At 69.8% G+C, this 23,071-nt stretch carries 19 protein-coding genes; 13 read left to right on the forward strand and 6 right to left on the reverse strand.

Features of this window, described 5'->3' with window-relative positions; genetic code table 11:
* Positions 1-14: 14 nt before the first annotated feature.
* The 3 genes from VHR41_08790 to glmS are packed head-to-tail and all read left to right on the forward strand — an operon-like array spanning position 15 to position 4,325.
* Entirely contained in the window at positions 15-1,061 is a 1,047-nt protein-coding gene (locus VHR41_08790; GenBank protein HEX3234283.1) for an HD domain-containing phosphohydrolase, read from the forward strand.
* Between the two features lie 17 nt (positions 1,062-1,078).
* Entirely contained in the window at positions 1,079-2,482 is a 1,404-nt protein-coding gene (glmM, locus tag VHR41_08795) for a phosphoglucosamine mutase (protein ID HEX3234284.1), read from the forward strand.
* A 13-nt stretch (positions 2,483-2,495) separates the two neighbouring features.
* On the forward strand, positions 2,496-4,325 hold the full coding sequence (gene glmS, locus VHR41_08800; GenBank protein HEX3234285.1) for a glutamine--fructose-6-phosphate transaminase (isomerizing): 1,830 nt from the start codon (positions 2,496-2,498) through the stop codon (positions 4,323-4,325).
* 71 nt (positions 4,326-4,396) lie between these two features.
* On the opposite strand, the gene VHR41_08805 is transcribed toward glmS, so the two are convergent.
* Entirely contained in the window at positions 4,397-5,284 is an 888-nt protein-coding gene (locus VHR41_08805) for an MBL fold metallo-hydrolase (GenBank protein ID HEX3234286.1), read from the reverse strand.
* A gap of 217 nt (positions 5,285-5,501) precedes the next feature.
* Here VHR41_08805 and dtd point away from each other — a divergent pair, with 217 nt between their 5' ends.
* Entirely contained in the window at positions 5,502-5,945 is a 444-nt protein-coding gene (gene dtd, locus VHR41_08810; protein ID HEX3234287.1) for a D-aminoacyl-tRNA deacylase, read from the forward strand.
* A complete protein-coding gene (locus tag VHR41_08815; protein HEX3234288.1) occupies positions 5,942-6,547 on the forward strand; it encodes a nucleoside triphosphate pyrophosphatase in 606 nt (201 codons plus the stop codon). Before dtd ends, VHR41_08815 begins: the two co-directional genes overlap by 4 nt.
* On the opposite strand, the gene VHR41_08820 is transcribed toward VHR41_08815, so the two are convergent.
* The 3 genes from VHR41_08820 to VHR41_08830 are packed head-to-tail and all read right to left on the reverse strand — an operon-like array spanning position 6,496 to position 10,252.
* The gene (locus VHR41_08820; protein HEX3234289.1) at positions 6,496-8,154 is read right to left on the reverse strand and encodes an adenylate/guanylate cyclase domain-containing protein; all 1,659 of its coding nucleotides are present in this window, start codon (positions 8,152-8,154) and stop codon (positions 6,496-6,498) included. The genes VHR41_08815 and VHR41_08820 overlap by 52 nt on opposite strands.
* 14 nt (positions 8,155-8,168) lie before the next feature.
* Positions 8,169-9,665, reverse strand: a complete 1,497-nt coding sequence (gene trpE / locus VHR41_08825) for an anthranilate synthase component I (protein ID HEX3234290.1) — start codon at positions 9,663-9,665, stop codon at positions 8,169-8,171.
* Positions 9,662-10,252 carry a hypothetical protein gene (locus tag VHR41_08830; protein HEX3234291.1) on the reverse strand — a complete coding sequence of 197 codons (591 nt, stop codon included), beginning with the start codon at positions 10,250-10,252 and terminating at the stop codon, positions 9,662-9,664. The genes trpE and VHR41_08830 overlap by 4 nt, the downstream gene beginning before the upstream one ends.
* A gap of 29 nt (positions 10,253-10,281) precedes the next feature.
* On the opposite strand from VHR41_08830, the gene VHR41_08835 reads away from it, so the two are divergent.
* The 8 genes from VHR41_08835 to VHR41_08870 all read left to right on the forward strand — a co-directional run bounded on the left by VHR41_08835 (position 10,282) and on the right by VHR41_08870 (position 19,819).
* Positions 10,282-12,369, forward strand: a complete 2,088-nt coding sequence (locus VHR41_08835; protein HEX3234292.1) for a hypothetical protein — start codon at positions 10,282-10,284, stop codon at positions 12,367-12,369.
* 72 nt (positions 12,370-12,441) lie between these two features.
* Positions 12,442-14,667 carry a type II/IV secretion system protein gene (locus VHR41_08840; GenBank protein ID HEX3234293.1) on the forward strand — a complete coding sequence of 742 codons (2,226 nt, stop codon included), beginning with the start codon at positions 12,442-12,444 and terminating at the stop codon, positions 14,665-14,667.
* Positions 14,664-15,878 (forward strand): histidinol-phosphate transaminase, encoded by a 1,215-nt coding sequence (hisC, locus tag VHR41_08845; GenBank protein ID HEX3234294.1) that lies wholly within the window; start codon positions 14,664-14,666, stop codon positions 15,876-15,878. Before VHR41_08840 ends, hisC begins: the two co-directional genes overlap by 4 nt.
* Before the next feature lie 87 nt (positions 15,879-15,965).
* Positions 15,966-16,556, forward strand: coding sequence for an imidazoleglycerol-phosphate dehydratase HisB (hisB, locus tag VHR41_08850; protein ID HEX3234295.1), 591 nt, complete (start codon positions 15,966-15,968; stop codon positions 16,554-16,556).
* Positions 16,553-17,173: an imidazole glycerol phosphate synthase subunit HisH gene (gene hisH, locus VHR41_08855; protein ID HEX3234296.1), complete on the forward strand. Its 621-nt coding sequence runs from the start codon at positions 16,553-16,555 to the stop codon at positions 17,171-17,173. The genes hisB and hisH overlap by 4 nt, the downstream gene beginning before the upstream one ends.
* Positions 17,170-17,637 carry an NUDIX domain-containing protein gene (locus VHR41_08860; protein ID HEX3234297.1) on the forward strand — a complete coding sequence of 156 codons (468 nt, stop codon included), beginning with the start codon at positions 17,170-17,172 and terminating at the stop codon, positions 17,635-17,637. The genes hisH and VHR41_08860 overlap by 4 nt, the downstream gene beginning before the upstream one ends.
* A complete protein-coding gene (gene hisF, locus VHR41_08865) occupies positions 17,631-18,383 on the forward strand; it encodes an imidazole glycerol phosphate synthase subunit HisF (GenBank protein HEX3234298.1) in 753 nt (250 codons plus the stop codon). Before VHR41_08860 ends, hisF begins: the two co-directional genes overlap by 7 nt.
* Positions 18,380-19,819 carry a NosD domain-containing protein gene (locus VHR41_08870; protein HEX3234299.1) on the forward strand — a complete coding sequence of 480 codons (1,440 nt, stop codon included), beginning with the start codon at positions 18,380-18,382 and terminating at the stop codon, positions 19,817-19,819. The genes hisF and VHR41_08870 overlap by 4 nt, the downstream gene beginning before the upstream one ends.
* On the opposite strand, the gene VHR41_08875 is transcribed toward VHR41_08870, so the two are convergent.
* Positions 19,776-22,007 (reverse strand): ATP-binding protein, encoded by a 2,232-nt coding sequence (locus VHR41_08875; GenBank protein HEX3234300.1) that lies wholly within the window; start codon positions 22,005-22,007, stop codon positions 19,776-19,778. The genes VHR41_08870 and VHR41_08875 overlap by 44 nt on opposite strands.
* Positions 22,008-22,130: 123 nt before the next feature.
* Positions 22,131-22,976, reverse strand: a complete 846-nt coding sequence (locus VHR41_08880) for an acyltransferase (GenBank protein ID HEX3234301.1) — start codon at positions 22,974-22,976, stop codon at positions 22,131-22,133.
* Positions 22,977-23,071 lie beyond the last annotated feature (95 nt).

Genomic DNA, 23,071 nt, shown 5'->3' on the forward strand with positions numbered 1-23,071 from the left:
GTTAGCTTCGGTGCGTGATCTCCCCGACTTCCAGCGTCGTCACCGCGCGCTGCCTCGTTGTCGACGACGATGCCTCGGTCCGGCGCGCGCTCGCTCGCGTCGTCGAGTCCCACGGACTGGCCACCCTGGAAGCATCGTCCGGCGCCGAAGCGCTCGCGCTGCTGCAGCGCGATGGCGAAGTCCCCATCTGCATCAGCGACATCTACATGCCGGAGATGGACGGGGTCACCTTCCTGCGGGAGGCGCTGCGACTCTATCCGGACATGGCCATCATCATGCTCACCGGCGTGGCCGAGGTCACCACGGCGGTCGAGTGCCTCCAGCTCGGCGCGCTCGACTACATCTCCAAGCCGGTGCTGATCGAGGAGGTTCGGGCGCGGGTCGACAAGGCGCTGGAGAAGCGCGACCTCGTGCTGCAGAACCGGTTCTACCAGCAGAACCTGGAGGGCCGGGTCCGGGAGCTCGACCGCCGCAACAAGCAGTCGCTCATCAACGGAGTGCAGACGCTGGTCCACGCGCTGGAGGCGAAGGACGCCTACACCAGCGGCCATTCCACCCGGGTGAGCCGATACGCCGTCAAGACCGCCGTGCAGCTCGGCTACACCGGCGAGCGGCTGGAGCAGATCCGTCTGGGCGGGGAGCTGCACGACATCGGGAAGATCGGAACCCGGGAGGACATCCTGAACAAGCCGGGGCCGTTGAGTCCCGAGGAGTTCGAGCACATCAAGGGTCACGTGACGCTGGGCGAGAGGATCCTGGCGCCATCCCTCGCCGAATCGCCCATCGTCCTGCAGATCGTCCGCTCGCACCACGAGCGGCTCGACGGCGGCGGTTTTCCCGACGGGCTCCAGGCCGAGGACATCCCGGTCGAAGCGAGAATCGTCGCGGTGGTGGATGCGTTCGACGCCATGACCACCAACCGGGCGTACCGTCCGTCCCGCACGCCGGCCGACGCCGTCGACGAGCTCAAGCGCTGTGCCGGTACCCACTTCTACCCGCCGGCCGTGGACGCCTTCCTGCGGGCGTTCAGCGACGTCTCCGCTCTTCCCATCTCCCTCTGACAGTCGAGCCGCCGCCCGTGCCGATCTCAGACACGCTCATGATCAGCGTCTCCGGCATGCGGGGGCACGTCGGCACCGACCTCACACCCGAGCTGGTGGCACGCCACGCGGCGGCACTGGGCGCCTGGGTGCGCACGTCCCCGCTGGGACAGGTCGCCAGCGCGGACCGGCTGAGCCAGCGCCCGGCGGTCGTGCTCGGCCGGGACAGCCGGACCAGCGGCCCGATGTTCGCGCGAGCCGCGGCGGCGGGCCTGATGTCGGTCGGGGTGGATGTGATCGACCTGGGCGTAGTGCCTACCCCGACCGTTCAGATGGCCGTGGAACACCATCGCGCGGGCGCGGGTTTGATCCTGACGGCGAGCCACAACCCGATCGAGTGGAACGCGCTCAAATTCGTCGGCCCGGATGGAATCTTCCTGGACGCCGAGTCGGGCGAGCGGGTGCGGGCGCTGGCCGAAGAAGGGCCTCCGCGGATGGGGTGGGACGGGATCGGCCGAGTGCGGGAGGACCCGAAAGCGGTCGAGCGGCACCTCGAGGCGATCCTGGCGCTGCCTATGATCGGCGTCACCGCGATCCGCAACCGGCGATTCCATGTTGCGGTCGATTGTGTCCGGGGTGCCGGCGCCACGGCCGTCCCAGCATTGCTGGAGCGCTTGGGGTGCAGGATGAGCGGGATCAACCTGGAGACGGACGGACAGTTCCCGCGGGCGCCGGAGCCGATCCCTGAGAACCTCGGTGACCTCGGACGCCTGGTGCGCGAGAGCGGCGCCGCGATCGGATTCGCGGTCGATCCGGACGTCGACCGGCTGGCGCTGGTGGACGAGACCGGCCGGCCGATCGGCGAAGATTATACCCTCGCCTTTGCGGTGCGAGCGGTGTTGAACGGGCGCACCAGTGCGGCGGAGACACCCACGGTCGTGGCCAACCTGTCGACCAGCCTGGTGGTGGAGGACGCCGCGCGAGCCGGCGGGGCGCGCTTGGTGCGGGCCCCGGTCGGGGAAGCCAACGTAGCCCGTACCATCCGGGACCAGGGCGCCCTGATCGGCGGCGAAGGCAACGGCGGAGTGATGCTGCCGGCCCTGCATATCGGGCGCGACGCGCCTCTGGGGCTGGCCCTGATCTTGCATCTCCTTGCCTCGACTGGGGGTACAGTGTCCGAGCTGGTCGACGCCGCACCCCGGTACACGATCGTCAAGGCGAAGGGTCCACGCTCGGAGCTCCGGCCGCTGTACCGGCGGCTGGAGAAGCGGTTTCCCGATGCGGAGCAGGATGAGCGGGATGGTTTGCGGTTGTCGTGGCGGGACCGCTGGCTTCACGTCCGGCCCTCGGGAACCGAGCCGATCGTCCGTCTCATCGCCGAAGCTCCGACCACAGCCGACGCAGACGCCTTAATCGAGGCAGCCCGGTCACTCTTGCACTGAGGTTCATGGCTCGATGTGTGGCATCGTAGGATACATCGGACCCCGGCAGGCGGCGGGGCTGCTGGTCGAAGGGCTGCGGCGGCTGGAGTACCGGGGGTACGACTCCTCCGGCATCGCCGTGGTAAACGGCAGCGGTCTCAAGATCGCGAAGGCGGCGGGCAAGCTCTCGATGCTGGAGCAGGAGCTGGAGCGGGGCATCCCGTCCGGTACCATCGGCATCGGGCACACCCGCTGGGCCACGCACGGCGCTCCCACCACTCCCAACGCGCATCCCCACACCGATCAGTCGGGCCGGATCGCGGTCATCCACAACGGCATCATCGAGAACTCGAGCGCCATCCGGAAGGCGCTGGAGCAGCGCGGCCACGCCTTCAACTCCGAGACCGACACCGAGGTCCTGGCACACCTGGTGGGTGAGTTCTACCAGGGCAACCTGGAAGAGGCAGTGGCCAACGCGCTCCGGGACGTGGACGGGGCCTACGGCCTGGCGTTCATCTCCTCGGACGAGCCCGACGTCCTGGTAGCGGCCCGCAAGGGATCGCCGCTGCTGGTGGGCGTGGGCGAGAACGAGTTCTTCGTTGCCTCGGACGCATCCCCACTGCTGCAGTACACCCGCTCGGTGGTCTACCTGGACGATGGGGAGATGGTGGTGCTGACCCGCGACGGATACCGGGTCCGCAACCTGGAGACGACCCGGATCGAGAAGCCGGTGAACCAGCTCGACTGGGACCTGGCCACCATCGAGCGGAACGGGTATCCCCATTTCATGCTGAAGGAGATCTGCGAGCAGCCGGAGAGCCTCTGCAACACGCTCCGGGGCCACCTGCTCGAGGAAGAGGGCACCGCGCGGGTCAGCGGCCTCAACCTGAGCGACGACGATCTCAAACAGGTCCAGCGGATCATCATCACGGCGTGCGGCACCTCGTGGCACTCCGCGCTGATCGGCGAGTACATGCTGGAGGAGATGGCCCGGGTGCCGGTGGAGGTGGAATACGCCTCGGAGTTCCGCTACCGGAACCCGGTAGTCGACCAGAGCACGCTGGTGATCGGCATCTCCCAGTCGGGCGAGACGGCGGACACGCTGGCCGCCATCCGGGAAGCCAAGCGGCGGGGGGCGCGGACCGTGGGGCTGGTGAACGTGGTGGGCTCGACCATCGCGCGCGAGGTGGACGGCGGCATCTATCTCCACGCGGGGCCGGAGGTGGGGGTGGCCAGCACCAAGGCGTTCACCAGCCAGGTGGCGGCGCTGGCCCTGGTGACGCTTCGGATGGCGCGGCTGCGCAACCTCAGCATCCTCCAGGGGCGGCAGTTCATCCAGGCGTTGCGGAAGCTGCCCGAGCAGATCGGCGAGATCCTGGAGCGCACCTCGGAGGTCGAGCGGCTCGCGCACCGGTTCCTGGGCACCACCCGGAACGCGCTCTACCTGGGCCGGGGCGTCAACTTCCCGGTGGCCCTGGAAGGCGCGCTCAAGCTCAAGGAGATCTCCTACATCCACGCCGAGGGGTACCCGGCGGCGGAGATGAAGCACGGCCCGATCGCGCTGATCGACGAGAACATGCCGGTGGTATTCATCGCCCCGCGCGACGCGGTGCACTCCAAGATCGTGTCGAACATCGAGGAGGTAAAGGCGCGGGGCGGGAAGGTGCTCGCGCTGATCAACGCGGGGGACAGCGAGATCGAGCGGCTGGCGGATGCGACGTTCACCATCCCGGAGACGCTGGATACGCTGACGCCGATCCTGACCAGCATCCCGCTCCAGCTCTTGTCGTACTACGTGGCGGTGTCGCGGGGGTGCAACGTGGACCAGCCGAGGAACTTGGCGAAGTCGGTGACGGTGGAGTAAGCCTACCTCACGGAGCCTTGAGACTGGCTGAGACGATCTCACCTAGTACGGCGGGGACGCTGCAGCTACGGCTACTCCTCCCTCGGCATCCTCCACGTCGCCCCCACCTCACGCCCCACCACCCGCCACCGCTCCTCCCCCGCCGCCGCCAGCAGCCGCTCCAGCGGCTCGTCCACCGGCTCCCGGCTCAATCGGAACGTCGAATGGTGCACCGGCAGGACGTACTCGGCGCCGAGCATCCGCGCCATGCGCCAGGCCTCTTCCGGCGAGGCGTGATTGTAGATCCATGGGTCGTACGCCCCGATCGGCAGGATGGCGAGATCCACCGGGCCGTGCTCGCGGAGCCGCGCGAAGGCATCGGTGTACGCGGTGTCGCCCGCGAAGACCACGCGCCGCCCGGCCTTCTCCACCAGGTACCCGCCGTAGCCTCGGTGGCGGTCGGTGATCATCCGGGCGCCCCAGTGCCGCACCTCCACCGACTCCAGCCGGAGATCGCCGATCTCGGCCGAGCTTCCCCAGGCCAGCTCGTGGACGGAGCGGAATCGGCGGACCAAGTCCCGGTTGCCCGGCTGCACCACGACGGGCGTGCTTCGGGGCAGCCGGGCGAGGGTGCCGAGGTCGGTGTGGTCCATGTGGGCGTGGGAGAGCAGGACCGCGTTGAGCCGTGGCAGCTCGCGCGCCCGGAGCGCGGGCTGAATGAGCCGCCGGGGGCCCAGCTTGGCGAACCCTCTGCCGATCCCGATGCGCTGCTCCAGGACGGGGTCGGTGAGCAGCCAGTCGCCCAGGAAGTTGATCAGGACGGTCGCATGGCCGAGCCAGGAGACCGTGAGCGCGTCGTTCGCCCAGGTGCCGGGGCTCGGGTGGTGCAGCGCCGGGAGGACGGGCGGTGCGGGGGACCGGTGGGTCACCGCATTGCGCGCGTACCTGCCCGCGAATGCGAGCTGCTGTTTGAGTGCCATATCTCCAGTTTCGGTCGGCCTGCGACCATCTCTATGTTGCGATACTCAACAAGCGCCGACAGTGTGATCCTGAACGTGGCGCTGTCATCCCGAGGGAGCGGAGCGACCGAGGGATCTTCTCACCCGGATCGGACCTCCGCCGCCGCGGTCGGGGAGCAGCGAGCAAAATCCCTACACCGCGATGAACGATAATCACCTCCACCCCGGCGGTCCGGCCATGCGCGTAGTGCTCCAACGAGTCTCCCAAGCGTCCGTCACCATAGACGGACGGGTGGCCGGCGCCATTGGCCAGGGGTTCTGCCTGCTCGTCGGGTTCACTCACGGCGACACCGCCGCGCAGGTAGATTGGATGGCGGAGAAAGTGGCCGGACTCCGCCTCTTCTCCGACGCCGCCGGCAAGATGAATCTCGGCCTGTCCGACGTAGGTGGCGGGGTGCTGGTGATCTCCCAGTTCACCCTCTACGGCGATGCTGCCAAGGGGCGCCGCCCGTCGTTCATCGACGCCGCCGGTCCCGACCTCGCCGAGCCGCTGTATCAGCGCTTCGTGGCCGCGCTACGGGCCTTGGGCCTCGACGTCGCGACCGGTGAGTTCGGCGCCAACATGCAGGTGGAGATCCATAACGATGGCCCCGTCACCCTCATCCTGGACCGCACTTCATGATGTCTGAGCCGCTCACCCTCGCCTCCTCCTCTCCCCGCCGCCGGCAGCTCCTGGAGATGCTGGGCATGCCCGTCCGGGTGTACGTCCCCAACATCGCCGAGGTGCGACGGGTGGTGGAGACGCCGGTGGACTACGTGGAGCGGCTGGCGAGGGAGAAAGCGCTGAGCGTGCCCGGCGCCCTGGTGCTGGGGGCCGACACCACAGTCGTGGTGCGGGACGAGGTCCTGGAGAAGCCCGTCGACCCCGCCGACGCGCTCCGGATGCTGAAGAAGCTGCAGGGCCGCACTCACCAGGTGGTGACCTCGGTGGCCCTGGTGGCCGCCGAGGCGCTGCATCAAGCCACCGACGTCACCAACGTCACCTTCCGCCGGCTGAGCGATCAGTACCTGAGAGCGTACATCGCGACCGGCGAGCCAATGGACAAGGCCGGTGCCTATGGCATCCAGGGATACGGCGCGGCACTGGTGGAGCGGATCGAAGGCGACTTCTTCAGCGTGATGGGCCTGCCGATCCGGCTGGTGCTGGGCCTGCTGGAGCAGGCCGGACACCCCTACCGCTTCAACGGCCGCGCCGGCACCACCGAGGTGATCGAGGCCCACTGAGCAGAGACGCCGTCCGGCCGCACCCGGTAGACCTGCACCACCTGCGCCTTCCCCCTGAGCCCCATGTCGGGCAGGTATTCGCAGTCCACCTGATCGTGCAGCACCCGCAGGAACGCCTCACTGACCAGAATCTCCCCCGGCCCGGCCAGCGCGCAGAGCCGCGCGGCCACGTTCACCGGGTCGCCGATCACGGTGTACTCCAGCCGGCGGTGGCTGCCGATGTTGCCGGCGAAGACGTCGCCGTGGTTGATCCCGATCCCGACCCGGATCTCAGGGCGTCCCTGGCTGGCCCAGCGCCGGTTGAGCTCGGCGATGGCCTGCTGCATCGCCACCGCGGCGTGGATGGCGCGGTCGGGATCGCCCGGATGGGCGATGGGCGCGCCCCACAGCGCCATGATCGCGTCGCCGATGAACTTGTCGAGCGTGCCGCCGTGCTCGAAGATCACCTCGACCATCTCGCTGAAGTACTCACTCAGGAGCCGGGCGATCGCGTCCGGATCCATCGACTCCGCCATGGCGGTGAAGCCGCGCACGTCGCTGAAGAGCACCGTCACCGGCCGCCGGTCGCCACCGAGGGGCGTGGCGCTCTCCTGCTGGGCGATCTCCGCCGCCACGTTAGGCGCGAAGTAGCGCTCGAAGTTGGAGCGCACCATGCTCTCGTGCCGGATCTGCTCGGCGTAGCGGCTGTTCTTGATCCCCACCGCCGCAAGACCGCTGAACGCCACCAGGAACTGCAGGTCCTCATCGGTGAAGGTGGTGGGCGCGGTGACATTGTCGACGTACAGGAGCCCCAGCACCCGCTCGGGCGAGGCCATGAGCGGTGAGCACATGGCACTCCGCACACTCTGCATCACGATCGACTTGCCCTTGAACCGGGCATCCGCCCCCGTGTTCTGGGATACCACGGCGATCCGCTCCTCGATCACCTTCTCTGCGATGGAGCGCGGCACCTGCTGGGGCTGGACGTCCCCATGACGGCTGCGGGAAATGGTGGGCACCACCTCGCCGGTCTGCTCGTTTCGGAGGGCAATGGTGACCCGGTCGACGTTCATGATCTCGAACGTCATGTCGACGATGTTGCGGAGCAGCCGCTCCAGGTCGAGCTCGGCGGACAGCTTCTGGGAGACCTCCAGCAGCATCGACAGCTTCATCGCCTGTCGAGCCTCGCCGGTGGTGGCGGAGACTTTGAGCTGGCTGCCGGCGTTGGGGCCGTCGCGACTGGTGAGGCCCGGCGGCCCGCCGCCGCTCACCATCAGCTGTCGCACGATGGTGCCGGCCGGCGGCGGCGCCTCCGCGGCGATCCGCGCGGCGCCCGAGGACCGGGCCGACCGGAGCCGAAAGACCATCTTGCCGAAGGTGATCGCGTCGTCCGGCCGGAGCCGGCCGCTGGTCACCCGGATGCCGTTGATGCAGGTGCCGTTGGAGCTTCCGAGATCGGTGACCTGCACCTCCTCGGGACCGGCGGTCAGCTCGGCGTGGCGCCGGGAGATGGTGGGATCGTGGAGGGGAATGTCACTACCCAGCCCGCGCCCGACGACCAGGCTCCGACCCGGGGGGAGCTCGAAGCTCTGGTCACCCTCGACGCTGACGAGGCGGAACGGAGGCATGCCGAAATATAGGGCTAGCCCGGCTGCCTGGCCGCGAGCGCCAGGGCCAGCAGGACCGCGCGCGCCTTGGCCTCGGTCTCCCGCCATTCGGAGAACGGATCGGAGTCGGCCACGATGCCGGCGCCCGCCTGGATCCAGGCGCGTCCCCGGCTCATGATGCAGGTACGGATGGCGATCGCCGTGTCCAAGGTCCGGCCACCCCAGCCGATGTACCCCACCGCTCCGGCGTAGGGGCCTCGCCGCACCGGCTCGAGCTCGTCAATGATCTGCATCGCCCTCACCTTGGGGGCGCCGGAGACGGTACCGGCGGGGAAGCACGCGGCGAGCGCCGCGACCGCGTCGAGCTCGGGACGGAGCCGGCCGCGGACCTCGCTCACCAGGTGCATCACGTGGGAGTAGCGCTCGATCGTCATGAACGCCGTGAGCCGGACGGTCCCGAATTCGGCCACCCGGCCGACGTCGTTTCGCCCCAGATCCACCAGCATCAGGTGCTCGGCCCGCTCCTTGGGATCGGCCGCCAGCTCCTCGGCGAGCGCCACGTCCTCTGCCGGGCCGGCCCCGCGGGGCCGGGTGCCCGCGATGGGGCGAAGGGTAACCTCACCCTCCTCCACCCGGACCAGGATCTCGGGCGAGCTCCCGATGATGTGAATGTCGTCGCAGTGGAGAAAGTAGAGATACGGCGCCGGGTTGAGCGCACGGAGATAGCGGTAGGTCAGGAACGGGTCGGGGGCGCTCAGCTCCAGGCGGCGGGAGAGCACGGTCTGGAAGGTGTCTCCCGCAGCGATGTATTCCTTGATCCGGTGCACGTCCTCCTGGAACTGTTCATCATCATACGCGGTGGTCGTGGCCGGCAACGCAGGCGGCGGCTCCAGGGTGAGCGGCGGGAGGGCGGCCGGCGCGTCCAGCCGGCCGAGCCAGTTCTCGATCCGCGATTCGGCGGCGGCGTAGAGCCGCTCGATCTCCGGTTCCGCCGCGTCCGGAGGCACCTCCACGTTGGCGATCACCGTCGCGCGATTGTAGAGGTTGTCGAGCACCAGCAGGGTGTCGGCCACCATCATGATGGCGTCCGGCAGGTCGCGGTCGTCCGGTGGCGCATCGGGGAGCTGCTCGATGGTCCGGACGATGTCGTAGCCGAGGTAGCCCACCGCGCCGCCGGTGAACCGGGGGAGACCGGGCACGACGATCGGCGGGTGCTTCCGCAGCAGCCGTCCGAGATGCTCCAGCGGGTCGATGTCGCTGTCGACCACCGTCCAGCCCGTGCTCGAGGTCCAGCGGGCGCACTCGCGGCCGCGGTAGCGGAACACCTCGCGGGGATCGGTGGCCAGAAAGGTGTACCGGGCCCAGCGCTCGCCGCCTTCGAGCGATTCGAGCAGAAAGCCGTACGGCCCGCGGTGCAGCTTGACGAAGGCGGTCACCGGGGTGTCGCCGTCCATCACCACTTCCCGGGTCACCGGCACCATTCCCCCACCCGACCGCGCCCGCTCGGCGAAGCGGGCGAAGCTCGCGGTCACGGTGCCGCCGCCACGAGATAGCTGCCGGGGCCCGGCAGGGCGGAGCGCAGGTTGTCCGAGGCCGGCCGGGTAGACGGCAGGAGCCCAAGCTGTCCGTTCGGCTGAAGCCGTCCAATGGCCAGCGCCCGCTCGTAGAGGACGTCGCTGCCGTAAACGGCCCGGGCCCTGGCCGGTGCGGAGAAGTAGCGGGCGTACTTGAAGGTGAGGGACCCTCCCCCCGCGAGGGACACGCTGGTCGTCACGTCGACCCCGTAGATGCCGGGCCGAGGATGGACCCGGACCGTCACCGGCCGGCCGCTGTCGGCTTTGAAGGCCGCGGGCGGAAAGTCGAGCTGGGCGAACACCAGGTTGTCCGGCGGACCGTGCCGCAGGACGATCGAGCGGGAGACGCCCGCCGTGAAGGTGACCGACGTGTCCGGCGGCGGCGCGCCAGCCGTCTCGAGCACGAAGGCCGTGTCCAGCGGCACCACCTTGGTCGCGCCGGCCGGCCCCGGGGCGTTGCGGCCGGCGGCCGCCCGGCCCCCACACGCTGCCGCCAGGCAGAGCCAGCTTGCCCGCCTCCAGCGGCTCCGGGATATTCCCGTCATCGATCCCCTGTGAACGTGGGAGGTGTACCGTGAGGAGCGCGGTGCGCGATGTTCGGAGGCGCGCGCCGGCCCACGTGGTGCTGACGGCGGTGCAGGTGGCCGGCCTCCTCCTGGTCCGCTGTCCGCCCCTCCTGGCGCAGGCCTGGAACACTCCCGCCGCATTGGCGCTGGTGGGCCGGGCGGTGGAGCGCCGCCTGGTGGTGCAATCCGATTCCGCCCTCGCGAGCTATCGGACCCGGGCTCACGGATTCGTATTCTTCCTGGCCCAGGTAGGCGAAGGGCTCAACGGACCGCCCCGGCTGGTCAAGGCCGACGAGCTGGACGTGGAAGTGTATTGGCAGGCCCCCAACCGGAGCAAGCAGGTCATCCTCGGCTGGCGCGACGGGTCATTCCTTCCAACCGACATCAACTACCACCGCGATCATCTCGGCATCGTCACCAACAACTTCGGCAACGTCATCCGGATCGGGGAAGGGGACGAGGTGCGGGACGTACCCCATCCGCTCTCGCCGGCCGGTCTCGCGCTGTACGACTTCGCGCTGGGTGATTCGCTCGCGATCCGCACCAGCCGGGGCGAGACCCTGGTGCGCGAGGTGCAGGTGCGTCCTCGCTCGTTTTCCCGGCCGCTGGTGGTCGGCACGCTGTACCTGGACGTCGCGACGGCCGAGCTGGTCCGGTTTCGCTTCAGCTTCACTCCCTCGGCCTATCTCGACCGGCAGCTCGAGGACATCGACATCGTGCTGGAGAACGCACGATTCGAGGGACGCTTCTGGTTGCCCTACCGCCAGGAGGTCGAGATCCGCCGGCGGGCCACGTGGCTCGACTTCCCGGCTCGGGGGATCATCCGCGGCCGCTGGGAGATCCAGGGATACGACCTAAATCCGACGCTGCCGCCCGGCATCTTCACCGGGCCGCCGATCGCCGGGCTGCTCCGGCCGAGGCCTTCCGACTCGACCTGGAGCGAGCCACTCGAGCAGGCCATCGCGGGCGTCGCCGCGCCGCTCAACCGGCAGGACATGGACGCGCTCAGGGTCGAGGTCGAGCGGATCGCCGGGTCGCGGGCGTTGAGCGGGCTCCCGTCCAAACGGCTGGCGGCCGGGTCGGTGAGCGACCTGATCCACGTGAACCGGGTCCAGGGGCTCACGCTGGGCTTCGGCGGGGTGCTGGGATCGGGGAGCAGTCGAGTGCAGCTCCGCCCCACGGTGGCGTACGGAACGTCGGACCACCGGGTGACCGGAGGCATTGCTCTCACCGTCGGCCAGGGGCCGACCCAGCTCTCGCTCGGTGCGACGCGCAGGATCCGGGACCTGAGCGATCTCCCGGTGATCTCGCCGGTGCTCAACTCCGTTCTTTCGCAGGAAGGCGGGCGGGACTTCGGCGACTACGTGCTGCTCAACTCCGCGGAGCTCGCGCTCCGCCAGCGACTCGACCCGCGAAGCTCCATCGGGCTCGGCCTGGACGTGGAGGAGAGCCAGTCGGTAGGCGTGAGCGCCTCGCCGGCCACGGGAACCTACCGGGCCAACCCGGCACTCGGCGCGGGGACCTACCGGGTGGCGCGGCTCGAGTTCGAGCGGGCGAGTGGCGGGGTGGCGGTGCGCCGGGATCTCCAGGGCCGGCTCTCGCTCGAGGCGGGCGATGGGCCCCGAGGCTACGCCCGGGTCTCCGCCGACGGTCGCTGGACGGCAAGCCTGGGCGGAACCGAGCTCGAGGCGCGAGGCTACCTCGGGGTGGGAACCGACGGGGTCCCGGCCTACCGGAGCTTCGTCCTGGGGGGCCGGGGCACCCTTGTGGCCGAGCCGTTCCGGGTGTACGGCGGCCGGACCGCCGCGCTGGCCCACTTGGAGTGGCGGTTCGACACGCCGATTCCGGCCCTTCCCCTGGGCACGTTCGCCTCGACCGGCCATCGGATGACCGTCGCACCGTTTCTGAGCGCCGGCTACACCGCGCGGCCCCTCTCAGGGCTACCCTGGGACGCCAGCGATGGCGTGCGGCCGGTGGCGGGGGTCGCGCTCGAGTGGTTCATGCGCCTGCTTCGGATCGAAGCCGGTATCGGCTTGCGCGACGGGCGGTTCGGCGTGACAGTCGACGTGAATCGGGACTGGTGGGGCCTGCTGTAGCCGTCTTATCTTTTCGAGTGCCTGTCGGTCATCCGTCCCGCAGGACCCTCACCCGATTGTCAGAGCCCAGCAATGCTGTTCACCGATGAGTGGTTGGCGCCGAGCATCGAGCCGCTAGTGCCAGCCAAGGCCATCGCGGCTCTCCGACAGGAGCCGGCCTCCGCCCCGGTGTCGCTGTGGGAGACGCTGGTGCAGCGGAAGCTGGCCCAGGACGCGGAGATCCTGACCGCCGTCGCCACCCGGTTCCGGCTGCCGCCGGCCGATCTGTCACGGCTCGACCTCAAGCTCTCCGAGACCGTTCCGGAGCAGGTCGCACGCCGGTTCAACGTGCTCCCCATCCGGCAGACCGATTCCTACCTCGAGGTGGCTACCGCCAATCCATTCGACATCGACGCCGAGAAGATGCTGGCCTTCGCCACCGGGCTCGAGGTCCGCATGGCGCTGGGGTCGCCGGGACGGATCCGCGAGCGGCTGGACGACATGTACCGCAACGAGGACGTGGTCAACCGGCTGCTGGAGGGCATCGAGACCGATTTCGACGTGAAGGCGCTGCCGGACGAGGAAGAGGCCGCGGCCAGCGCCGAGGAGGCGAGCCAGCGCCCGATCATCCGGCTGGTGGACATGATGCTGGCCGACGGGGTTTCCAGCCGAGCGAGCGACATCCATGTGGAGCCGATCGAGGGTGGCGTGGTGGTGCGCTACCGGATCGACGGCGTGCTGCGCCAGGTGATGAAAGTCCCGCGCAACGCCGGGCTGCCCCTCATCTCGCGCATCAAGATCATGGCCGCGATGGATATTGCCGACCGGCTCCGGCCCCAAGACGGCCGGGCCCGCGTCTCGGTGAACGGCGAGGCGGTGGATCTCCGGGTCTCCACTCTGCCGGCCTCGCTCGGCGAAAAGGTCGTCATCCGGATCCTGAGCCAGCGTACCACCGTGCTGACCCTCGAGTCGCTCGGCCTGCACCCGGACGAGCAGCGCGCGGTGTCGAATCTGCTCAACAACAAAGAGGGGATTCTTCTCGTCACCGGCCCCACCGGCTCCGGCAAGACCACCACTCTCTACTCGGCCATCCGGATGATCCAGAGCGAGGGAGTCAACATCGTCACGGTGGAGGATCCGGTCGAGTACCGGTTGGGCCAGAACATCGTCCAGGTGCAGGTGCACGACAAGGCGGGCCTGACGTTCGCGTCCGCCCTCCGCTCGATCCTGCGCCAGGATCCGGACGTGGTGCTCATCGGCGAGATCCGCGACCAGGAGACGGCGCAGATCGCGCTGCAGGCCTCGCTCACCGGCCACCTGGTCCTCTCCACGCTGCACACCAACGACGCGCCGAACGCCGTCACCCGTTTGGTGGACATGGGGCTGGAGGCGTACAAGATCGCGGCGGCGCTGCGCGGAGTGGTGGCCCAACGGCTCATGCGCCGTCTCTGCACGGCGTGCCGGGAGCCGGCCACCGAGCCGGTTCCGGAGCGCGCCGCCCGGTTCTTCCCAGCCGGGGTGAAGCTGTTTCGAGCGGTCGGCTGCCCGGAGTGCACCATGACGGGATACCGCGGGCGCTTCAGCATCGTCGAAGTGCTGACGATGAACTCGGAGCTGGAGCGCCTGATCGGCAAGGGCGGCACCGCCGAGGAGATCGCCGAGGCGGCGCGGGCAGGCGGGATGCTGTCGCTGTGGGAGAGCGGCCTTCGGCACGTGCTGGCCGGTGAGTCGTCGGTGGACGAGCTGCTTCGGGTAACCGACGTGCCGCAGGAGCGCGCCCGGGTGTCTCCCGCCCGGCCGGCGGGGCGGAGCAGCCGGACGGCGGCGCCCGCCGCCCCTGCGGCATCGGCGCCGCCGCCGCCGTCGGCAACCACGTTCGGCTTCCCCACCGGTCTCGAGCTCATCGACGAGGACCTGCCGGAGACGCCGGGCGGCCCGAGCCGGGACACCTGTGTGCTGCTGGTGGAGGATGAAGACCAGCTGCGCCGGGTGATGAAGGACCTGCTGGAGCGTGAGGGCTACGCGGTGGCGGAGGCGCGGGATGGAGTCCAGGCGCTGGACCAGGTGGACCGGGTCGCGCCCGACATCATCGTGCTGGATCTCAATCTGCCGGGCATCGACGGCTACACGGTCCTGCAGCAGCTTCGCTCCCGTCCGGCCACCCGCACGATCCCCATCGTGGTGCTCACCGCCAAGGGTGACGAGGACAACGAAGTGCGCGTCTTTCAGCTGGGGGCCGACGACTTCATCACCAAGCCGTTCCGGGCCCGCGCCCTGTCCGCCCGGCTGGAGGCGGTGCTGGGCCGCCACCGCGCTTGAGCCGGCCGCTCTCCCCCGAGTCCACCTCCCTCCGACCGTCCCCAGACGACCCAACCGGCCCGGGGGGTGCGTCCCCCGATGGAGTCGAGGGACTGGCCCTGATCAAGCCCGCGGTGCGGGCGCAGGCGGCCTACACGCTGGCTGCCCAGCCGGCGCCGCGGAAGCTCAACCAGAACGAGAGTCCCTACGATCTGCCCGCCGAGCTCAAGGGTGAGATTCTGGCGACGGTGGCGGACTCCCCGTGGCAACGCTATCCGGAGTTCGCCCCAGCGGAGCTGCTGGCCGGGCTGGCCGGGCACTACGGATGGGTGCCGGACGGCGTCCTGGTCGGGAATGGATCGAACGAGCTGATTCAAGCCACGCTCTCGGTAACACTGGGCGCGGGCGACGCGGTGGTAGCGCCGACGCCCACCTTCTCGCTCTACCGGCTGCTGACCAACGTGCTGGGCGGCCGCTACTGCGCGGTCGAGCTGGGCCGCGATTTCGCGTACGACATCGGGGCCATCATCGAAGCGGCGGTGCGGGAGCGGGCCCGGGTGGTGGTGCTCAACTCGCCCAACAACCCGACCGGATCGCCGCTGCCGGCGGACGCCGTGGCGCGGGTGCTGGAAGAGACGGGCGCGCTGGTGGTGTGCGACGAGGCCTACCAGGAGTTCGGCGGCCCCACGGCGGTGCCGCTCCTGGCCACGACCTCGCGGCTGGTGGTCCTGCGCACCTTCTCCAAGGCCTTCGGCATGGCGGGGCTGCGGTTCGGTCTGGCGCTGGCGCACCCAGCGGTCGCGCGCGAGATCGCCAAGGGCAAGCTACCGTACAACCTGAATCTGGTGACGCTGGCAGCGGCGGCGGTGGCGCTGCGGCACCGCGGGGTGCTGGCGGAGCGGGTGCGCGAGATCGCTGCTACCCGGGAACGGTTCGTCCGGCGCATCACGGGCCTCGCCGGCATCACAGTGTATCCCACTGCGGCGAATTTCGTCCTGATACGCTGCAAGGGAGTGCCGGCGAGAGTGGTGTTCACCCGGCTGTACCAGGAGCATGGGATCCTGGTTCGCGACGTCTCCAGCGCGCCCGAGCTGGCGGAGTGCCTGCGGATCTCGGTGGGGACGCCGGAGGACATGGAGGCGGTGGCGGGAGCGCTGGAAGGGATGCTGGGGGAAGGACGGGAAGGGCGGGAAAGACGGGAAAGACGGGAAGGACGGGAAGGTGATGCATAAATCGAGACCCGAGCAGATCGCGGGGCCGGGGCGGGGACCTTCCCGTCTTTCCCGTCTTTCCCGTCTTTCCGCCCCCGCCGGCTAGCCATGCGCCGCACCGCTGAGATCAGACGCACAACCAAGGAGACCGATCTCCATGTCCAGGTCGACCTGGACGGCCGGGGCACGGCCACGGTGCACACCGGGATCGGCTTCTTCGATCACATGCTGGAAGCGTTGGCCCGGCATGGACTGCTCGATCTCACCATCGAGGCGCGGGGGGATCTCCACGTGGACGGCCATCACACGGTCGAGGACACCGGTATCGCCCTCGGGCAGGCCCTCGCCCGCGCCCTCGGCGACCGCGCCGGCATCCGCCGGTACGGCGACGCACTCGTGCCGCTCGACGAGGCGCTGGTGCGCGCCGTGGTCGATGTCTCGGGGCGGCCGCATCTCACGTACCAGATCGACATCCCCAAGTGGCAGATGTTGGGCGACTACGATGTGTTCCTGACCCCCGAGTTCTTCCGCGCGCTGGTGCTCAACGCGGGGCTCACCGTCCATCTCGACCTGGTCCGGGGCGACAACCCGCACCACATCGTGGAGGCGGCGTTCAAGGCGTTCGCCCGCGCGCTCGACGCCGCCACCGAGCTGGACCCGCGGGTCACCGGAGTACCATCCACCAAGGGCACGCTGTGATCGTGGTGGTGGACTACGGGGTGAACAACCTCACCAGCGTGGTGCGGGCGCTCGCCGCGGGCGGCCACTCGGCGCGGCTCACCACCGATCCGGACCAAGTCCGTGCGGCCGATCATGTGCTCGTCCCGGGCGTGGGACACTTCGGCCAGGCCTCCCGCACGCTGGAGACCAGCGGCCTGGGGGCCGCCGTCCGGGAAGTCGCGACCGCCGGCCGCCCGGTGATGGGGATCTGCCTGGGCCTGCAGCTCTTCTTCGAGACCAGCGAGGAGGCGCCGGAGGCGCACGGACTCGCTCTCCTTCCCGGGACGGTCCGACGCTTCGTGACGGCGCTGCACGTGCCGCACGTGGGCTGGGCCCGGGTGGATCTCACCGTCGCCGGCCGCCGGCACCCGGTGCTTGCGCCGCTCTTTCCCGACGGGTCCCAGTTCTTCTATCACGTGCACAGCTATCATCCGGCCGAGCTGGCCGACGATGCGGTGCTCGGCACCGGGACCTACGACGGCGTCTTTCCCACGGTGGTGGGCCGGAACAACGTGATCGGCACCCAGTTCCATCCGGAGAAGTCCCAGCGCGCCGGCATCGAGCTGCTGGACGGATTCGCCCGGTGGCGGCCGTGACCACGATCCGGGTAGCCTTGGTCGACGTCTACGTCCTCCGCGGAACGGGACCGGCCCTCGAGTGCCTGGTACTCCGGCGCGCCGCGGGCGGCCGCTGCCCCGGTTCCTGGGAAGCGGTGCACGGCCACATCGAGCCCGACGAGCGGCCCGTGGCGGCCGCCCTGCGGGAGCTGATGGAGGAGACCGGTCTCACGCCGGTTCGGCTGTACAACCTGAGCCGGATGGAAACGTTCTACCTGCACCGCTCGGACGAGGCTGCGCTGGTACCGGTCTTCGCCGCGTTCGTGCCGGCGGATGCCACCGTGCGCCTGGGCACCGAGCACGACCACTCGGAGTGGCTGGCGCCGGAGGCCGCGCGCCGGCGCTTCGCCTGGCCACGGGAGGCGCGGGCGCTGGAGGACATCATCGCCCTGCTCGCCGCGGGGGACGCGGGAGCCGTCGAGGACGTGCTGCGCGTATGCTAGCCCGGCGGATCATTCCCTGCCTCGACGTGGCCGGAGGCCGGGTGGTGAAAGGCGTGCACTTCGAGTCGCTCCGGGACGCGGGCGACCCGGTGGCGCAGGCCGCCCGCTATGACGCCGAGGGCGCGGACGAGCTGGTATTCCTCGACATCTCGGCCGGCCCGGAGGAGCGGAAGACCACCCTCGCGATGGTGACCCAGGTGGCCGAGTCGATCTTCATTCCGTTCACGGTCGGCGGCGGCATCCGCACGGTGGCCGATGCGGGTGCCGCGCTCCGGGCGGGGGCGGACAAGGTCTCGGTGAACACCGCGGCCGTGCGCGACCCCTCGCTGGTCTCCCGCCTGGCCGAAAGCTTCGGCACCCAGTGCGTAGTGGCGGCGGTGGACGTGAAGCGCATCGACGGCCGGCTCACTGTCATGGTGAACGGGGGCCGGGAGCAGACCTCGCTGGAGGCAGTCGACTGGATCCGTCAACTGGAATCGCTTGGCGCCGGCGAGATCCTCCTCACGTCGATGGACCGGGACGGAACCGGCGCCGGCTACGACCTGGAGTTGCTCGCGGCCGCGGCGGCCGCCGTCTCCATCCCGGTCATCGCCTCGGGCGGCGCGGGACGGCTGGAGCACCTCGCCCAAGCGCTCGAGGCCGGCGCACACGGCGTGCTCGCGGCCACGATCTTCCACTTCCAGGGATCGAGTCTGCCCGAGGCCCGCGAGTACCTCCGGGCCCGCGGCTATCCGGTGCGACCGTGAGCGCGTGGGCATTGCTCGGCGTCACCGCCGGCCTGCTGCTCTCCGCGCCCGCCGCACGCGCCGGCACGGCCGCGGCCCCGTGTATCCGCCCCAGCCGCGCGGCCACCCAGGTGCAAGGAGAGGTCCGCATCTGCCCCGGGCATTACCGCATCGCCGATCCGACGGAGCGTGGCGTGATCATCGCCGCGTCCTCGGGCACCAGCATCGACCTCACCGGCGTGACCCTGGAGAGCGGAGACTCGGTACCTGAGCGCTACGCCGGGATCGGAATCGCAAGCAAGGGGGTGGATGGCATCACCGTGGTCGGCGGGGTCGTGCGGGGATACCGCTTCGGGGTGCGCGTCGAAGGTGGCCATGGCCACCGGATCATCGGGGGAGACCTCTCCGGCAGCCGGGCCCAGCCGCTCCGCTCGTCCGCCCAGCGGGCCGACTCGACCGACCGGCTGGATCCGGCCCGGGTGGAGGCCATCGAACGCTACGGCGGCGCCATCCTGCTGCGCAACACCGTGGGTGCCACCGTCACCGGCGTGACCGCGCGTGACAGCCAGAACGGGATCGGCCTGGTGGAGGCCCGCGACTCATACCTGGCCGACAACACCCTCACCGGCAACAGCGGGTGGGCGATCCACCTCTGGAGCTCGTCGCACAACCTGATCGTGCGGAATGAGGCCACCCGCACGCGACGCTGCCCGACGCCCAGCCTGGCATGCGCCGCCGCGGCCGTCCTCCTCCGCGAGGCCAGCGATTCCAATACGATCACCGACAACGATCTCACCGCGTCGAGCACCGGGGTCCTGGTCACCGGCCAGCCGCCGCTGGCGCATGCCTCGATCGGCAACCTGATCATTCGCAACGACGCGTCGCTCGCCCAGGAGAGCGGCTTCGCCGCGCTGTTCACCTGGAGCGTCACCTTCCTGGAGAACCGGGCCGACAGCGCCGCCGCCGGCTTCCGGCTGATCCGGGTGAGCGCCAGCACCCTCCGGGGCAATACCGTGATCGGCGCGCGGGAATCCGGGATTACCGTCGCCCACGGGAGCGACAACACCATCGAGTCCAACGTGCTGCTGGGCGCGCGCGTGGGGATCCGCGTGGTGGCCCCGGAGAGGGGCGCTCCGGCGAGCCGGGGCTACCGGATCGACGACAACGTGCTGGGCGGCCTGGAGCAGGGGATCGTGCTGGAGGCCACCACGGGCAGCCGGGTTCGCGGAAACCTGTTCGACGGGGTGGGAAGCGGGCTGGTGATCGACTCGGCCGGGCACGGCACCGAGGTCACCGGCAACGTCTTTCTCCGGGCGGCGGGATGGTTCATCGACGCGCCCGATCTGGTCGCCGGAGGAAACTATTGGGCCACCACCGACGCCAACGCGGCGGCCTTGCGGGTCCACGGACGGGTCAGCGTGCTGCCGTGGAAGCCGGCGAGTGCGGCAGGCTATTAGCGAAGACCTGTAGCGCGATCGCGTGCAGCTCGCGCAGGTTGAACGGCTTTCGCGTGCGGTACGGGGTGATGCCGGGAAACGGATCGGGCAGGTCGACCTCGCCGTTGTGGGCCAGCACCAGATACCTGCCGGCGTCGGGACATGCCTCCGCCAGCGCGTGCACGAAGAGCTCCGACGGACCCGCCAGGATGCGTGCCTCCGAGATAATCAGGTCGAAGGGGCATTCGCCGATGCGCCGCATCGCCTGCTCGCCGGTGCGCGCCGCCTCCACCAGATGCCCCTCGGGCGCGAACAGGGCGCTCACCAGCCGCTGCACCACGGGATCTTCGTCCACCACCAGGATTCGCCGGGTGCGAATCCGGCGTTCCGCCGGCTCCGCCTCGCGGAGCTCCGGCGGCGCGGCGTAGGACGGCAGTCTGACCCGGAATTCCGCGCCGCTCTCGGGTGAGGGCTCGTAACTCAACTCCCCCCCGTGCGACTTCACCAGCCCATAGCTCAGCGACAGTCCGAGCCCGGTGCCTTCGCCGGGGCCCTTGGTGGTGAAGAATGGCGTGAAGAGATGGGAGACCAGGTGGGCGGGCACGCCGGGGCCGGTGTCGCGCACCCGGAGGATCGACTCGCCGTCGGTGCGGCTGGTGGCGAGGGTGATGCGGCGCGGCTGGCCCGGCGGCAGACTGCTCACCGCCTGCACCGCGTTGGTCACTAGATTGAGCAGCACCTGCTGCAGCTCGTAGCGATCGCCCAGCACCACCACCGGCTCGCCGCTCAGCGCGGACTCCAGCTCGATACCGTGCAGCTGCAGCTCGTAGACGATGAGGAGCGAGGTTCGCGCCGCCACGTCGTTGAGGTCGACGGCGGCCTTCTCCGGCGCGCCCTTCCGTGCGAACGTCAGCAGGTTCCGCACGATCCGCCCGGCCCGCTCGGCCTGGTCGTGAATCACCCGGAGGTGCTCCCGGGGGAAGTCGGGATGGGCGTCGCGCTCCAGCAGCAGCTCGGCGAGGCCGGCGATCGAGGTCAGCGGGTTGTTGAGCTCATGCGCGACGCCGGAGACCAGCTGGCCGATGGAGGCCATCTTGTCGTTCTGGATGAGCTGCGCCTCCATGATCCGCTGCTCGGTGACGTCCTCCGCCAGGATCACCACCGGGCCGGGCGCCGCCCGCTCGGCCAGCGGAGCGGCGGTGAGCCGGAGCACCCGCTGGGCCCGCTCCAGCCGGACGACCAGGGGCGCGGTCCGCTCGCCGCGGTGGGCCGCCCGGATCAGCTCGTCCACCGTCTCCGAGATGCCGAAGAGCACCTGGCAGAAGCTGCGGCCGACCAGCTCCGCCTCGGGCATGTCGGCCAGCGCCGCGAGCGCGCGGTTGGCCCGGAGGACGGCGTCGCCCGGTCCCACGACGGCGATGCCCTCGGTGAGCGCGTTGAAGGCGGTCTCCCATTCCTCCTTGCTGCGCCGGACCATCTCGTACAGCCGTGAGTTGGCCAGCACCACCGAGGCGTTGGTCGCGACGGTCGAGAGCAGCCAGAGATCCTCGGTGGTAAACTGCCCGCCGCGCCGGTCGGCCACCGCGAGCGCGCCCATGGTGAGCCCCTGGGAGCGGAGCGGTGCCACGGCCGCGGAGCGCACGGTGTGGCCGCCGATCAGGGTCACGGTCGGCGTGGTCACTCCCTGCGCCACCTCGATCCGCTCCCGGCTGATGGCGAACCGGACCAGCGTGGTCTCCGGGTCCTCGCTGGCCTGCCCCAGGAGCGGCTCCAGCGTGCCGGCCGCCCCCACCACCCGGAGCTTCCGGCCCTGCTCGTCGTCCGCCAGGACCACGATGGCGCCGTCCGCCTGGAGAAAGCGTCCGGCGTACTTGGCCACCTGGTCGACGATGCGCTCGAGCTGGATCGACTCGGAGAGCACGTAGCTCAGCTCCTGCAGGGAGAAGAGCTCGCTGATTCGTCGATCGAGCTGGCTGGCGAGCTGCTCGCACTTGTTCTCCGACTCGCGCAGGCGGCGCCGGCCACGGGTGATCGCCATCCAGAAGCTGGCCGAGATGGTCACCACCGCGAGGAGCGGCAGCCACCAGATCCTGCCATTCGAGAGCCAGGCCACCAGCCCGAGGAGCGCGGCCGCCATCGCGTGCAGCGGCACCTCCCATTCCTTCCGCCAGGTGGCCAGCACCACGATGAGCGCGCCGCAGACACCCATCGCCAGGGCAAGCAGGCGGGGGAAGCCTCCCAGGATCGAGGCGATCAGGGCGCTGCCGAGCAGCGCCCAGGCCGCGATGGCGGAGGGAGAGAGGTACCAGCGCTCGTGGGATCGAGGCAGAGGTCAGGGCTCCGGCGAGTCCCGACGGGAGACCCGCTCGCTGATGTAGGCTTCAGGGGGCGCGTTCGGCTTCACCCGGACCGACTTGGCGGGGATGCCGACGTTCACGTGGTACGGGCGGACGTCCTTGGTGGCGACGGCGTTGGCGCCCACCATGCCGTTCCGCCCCACCCGCACGCCGGCCAGCACGGTCGCGTGATAGGTGATGCGCACGTCGTCCTCCAGGATGGTGCGCACGTTGGTGACGTCCTTCTGGTCCACGATGCTGTGGGTGTGGCTGTAGATGTTGGCGAAGTCCGAGACGCTCACCCGGTCGCCCAGGATAATCCCGCCGCGATCATCCAGCAGCACGTAGCGATGGATGACGCAGTCATCGCCCACCTCGAGATTGTACCCGTAGGAAAACTCGACGAACTGAAAGCACTTGAAGTTCCGTCCCACACGGGCAAAGAGGTGCGGCGCCAGGAGGCGGCGGAACCGCACTCCCAGGTGCACGTTGCCACCGCCCAGGGGCGAGCGGTCGAAGCTCTGCCACAACCAGTGGAGCGGCTTGACCCGGGCGTAGCGAACCGGATCGACGTCGGCGTAGTACTCGGGCTCCAGGGTGATGTTGCGCGGGTCGAGACAGAGCAGCGCGGCCCGGGTGCCGGCCGGGGTGGCCGGGTCCTGCAGCAGCGAGTCGTAGTCCGCCACGCCGGGGAAATAGATCTCGAACAGGATGTCCCGGGTGAGGCGGTACCAGTCGGCATCGGGGGCGGCGAGGCGGGCTTTGATGTCGGCCAGCCAGCCGTCGAAGATCTGCTCCGGGGTCTCGGGGAGAGAGACCGAGCGGAGTGGGAGATAAGCCATCGTGGCCTCGGTGGCCGTCGAAGAATTTGCGATCGGATGCAACCGTGCTGAAATGATGATCGGGGGGCGGTGTTGACACCAGTGCCAAACGGGAA

It is taken from the genome of Gemmatimonadales bacterium, from assembly GCA_036265815.1.
Classification (GTDB): domain Bacteria; phylum Gemmatimonadota; class Gemmatimonadetes; order Gemmatimonadales; family GWC2-71-9; genus CAVVWJ01.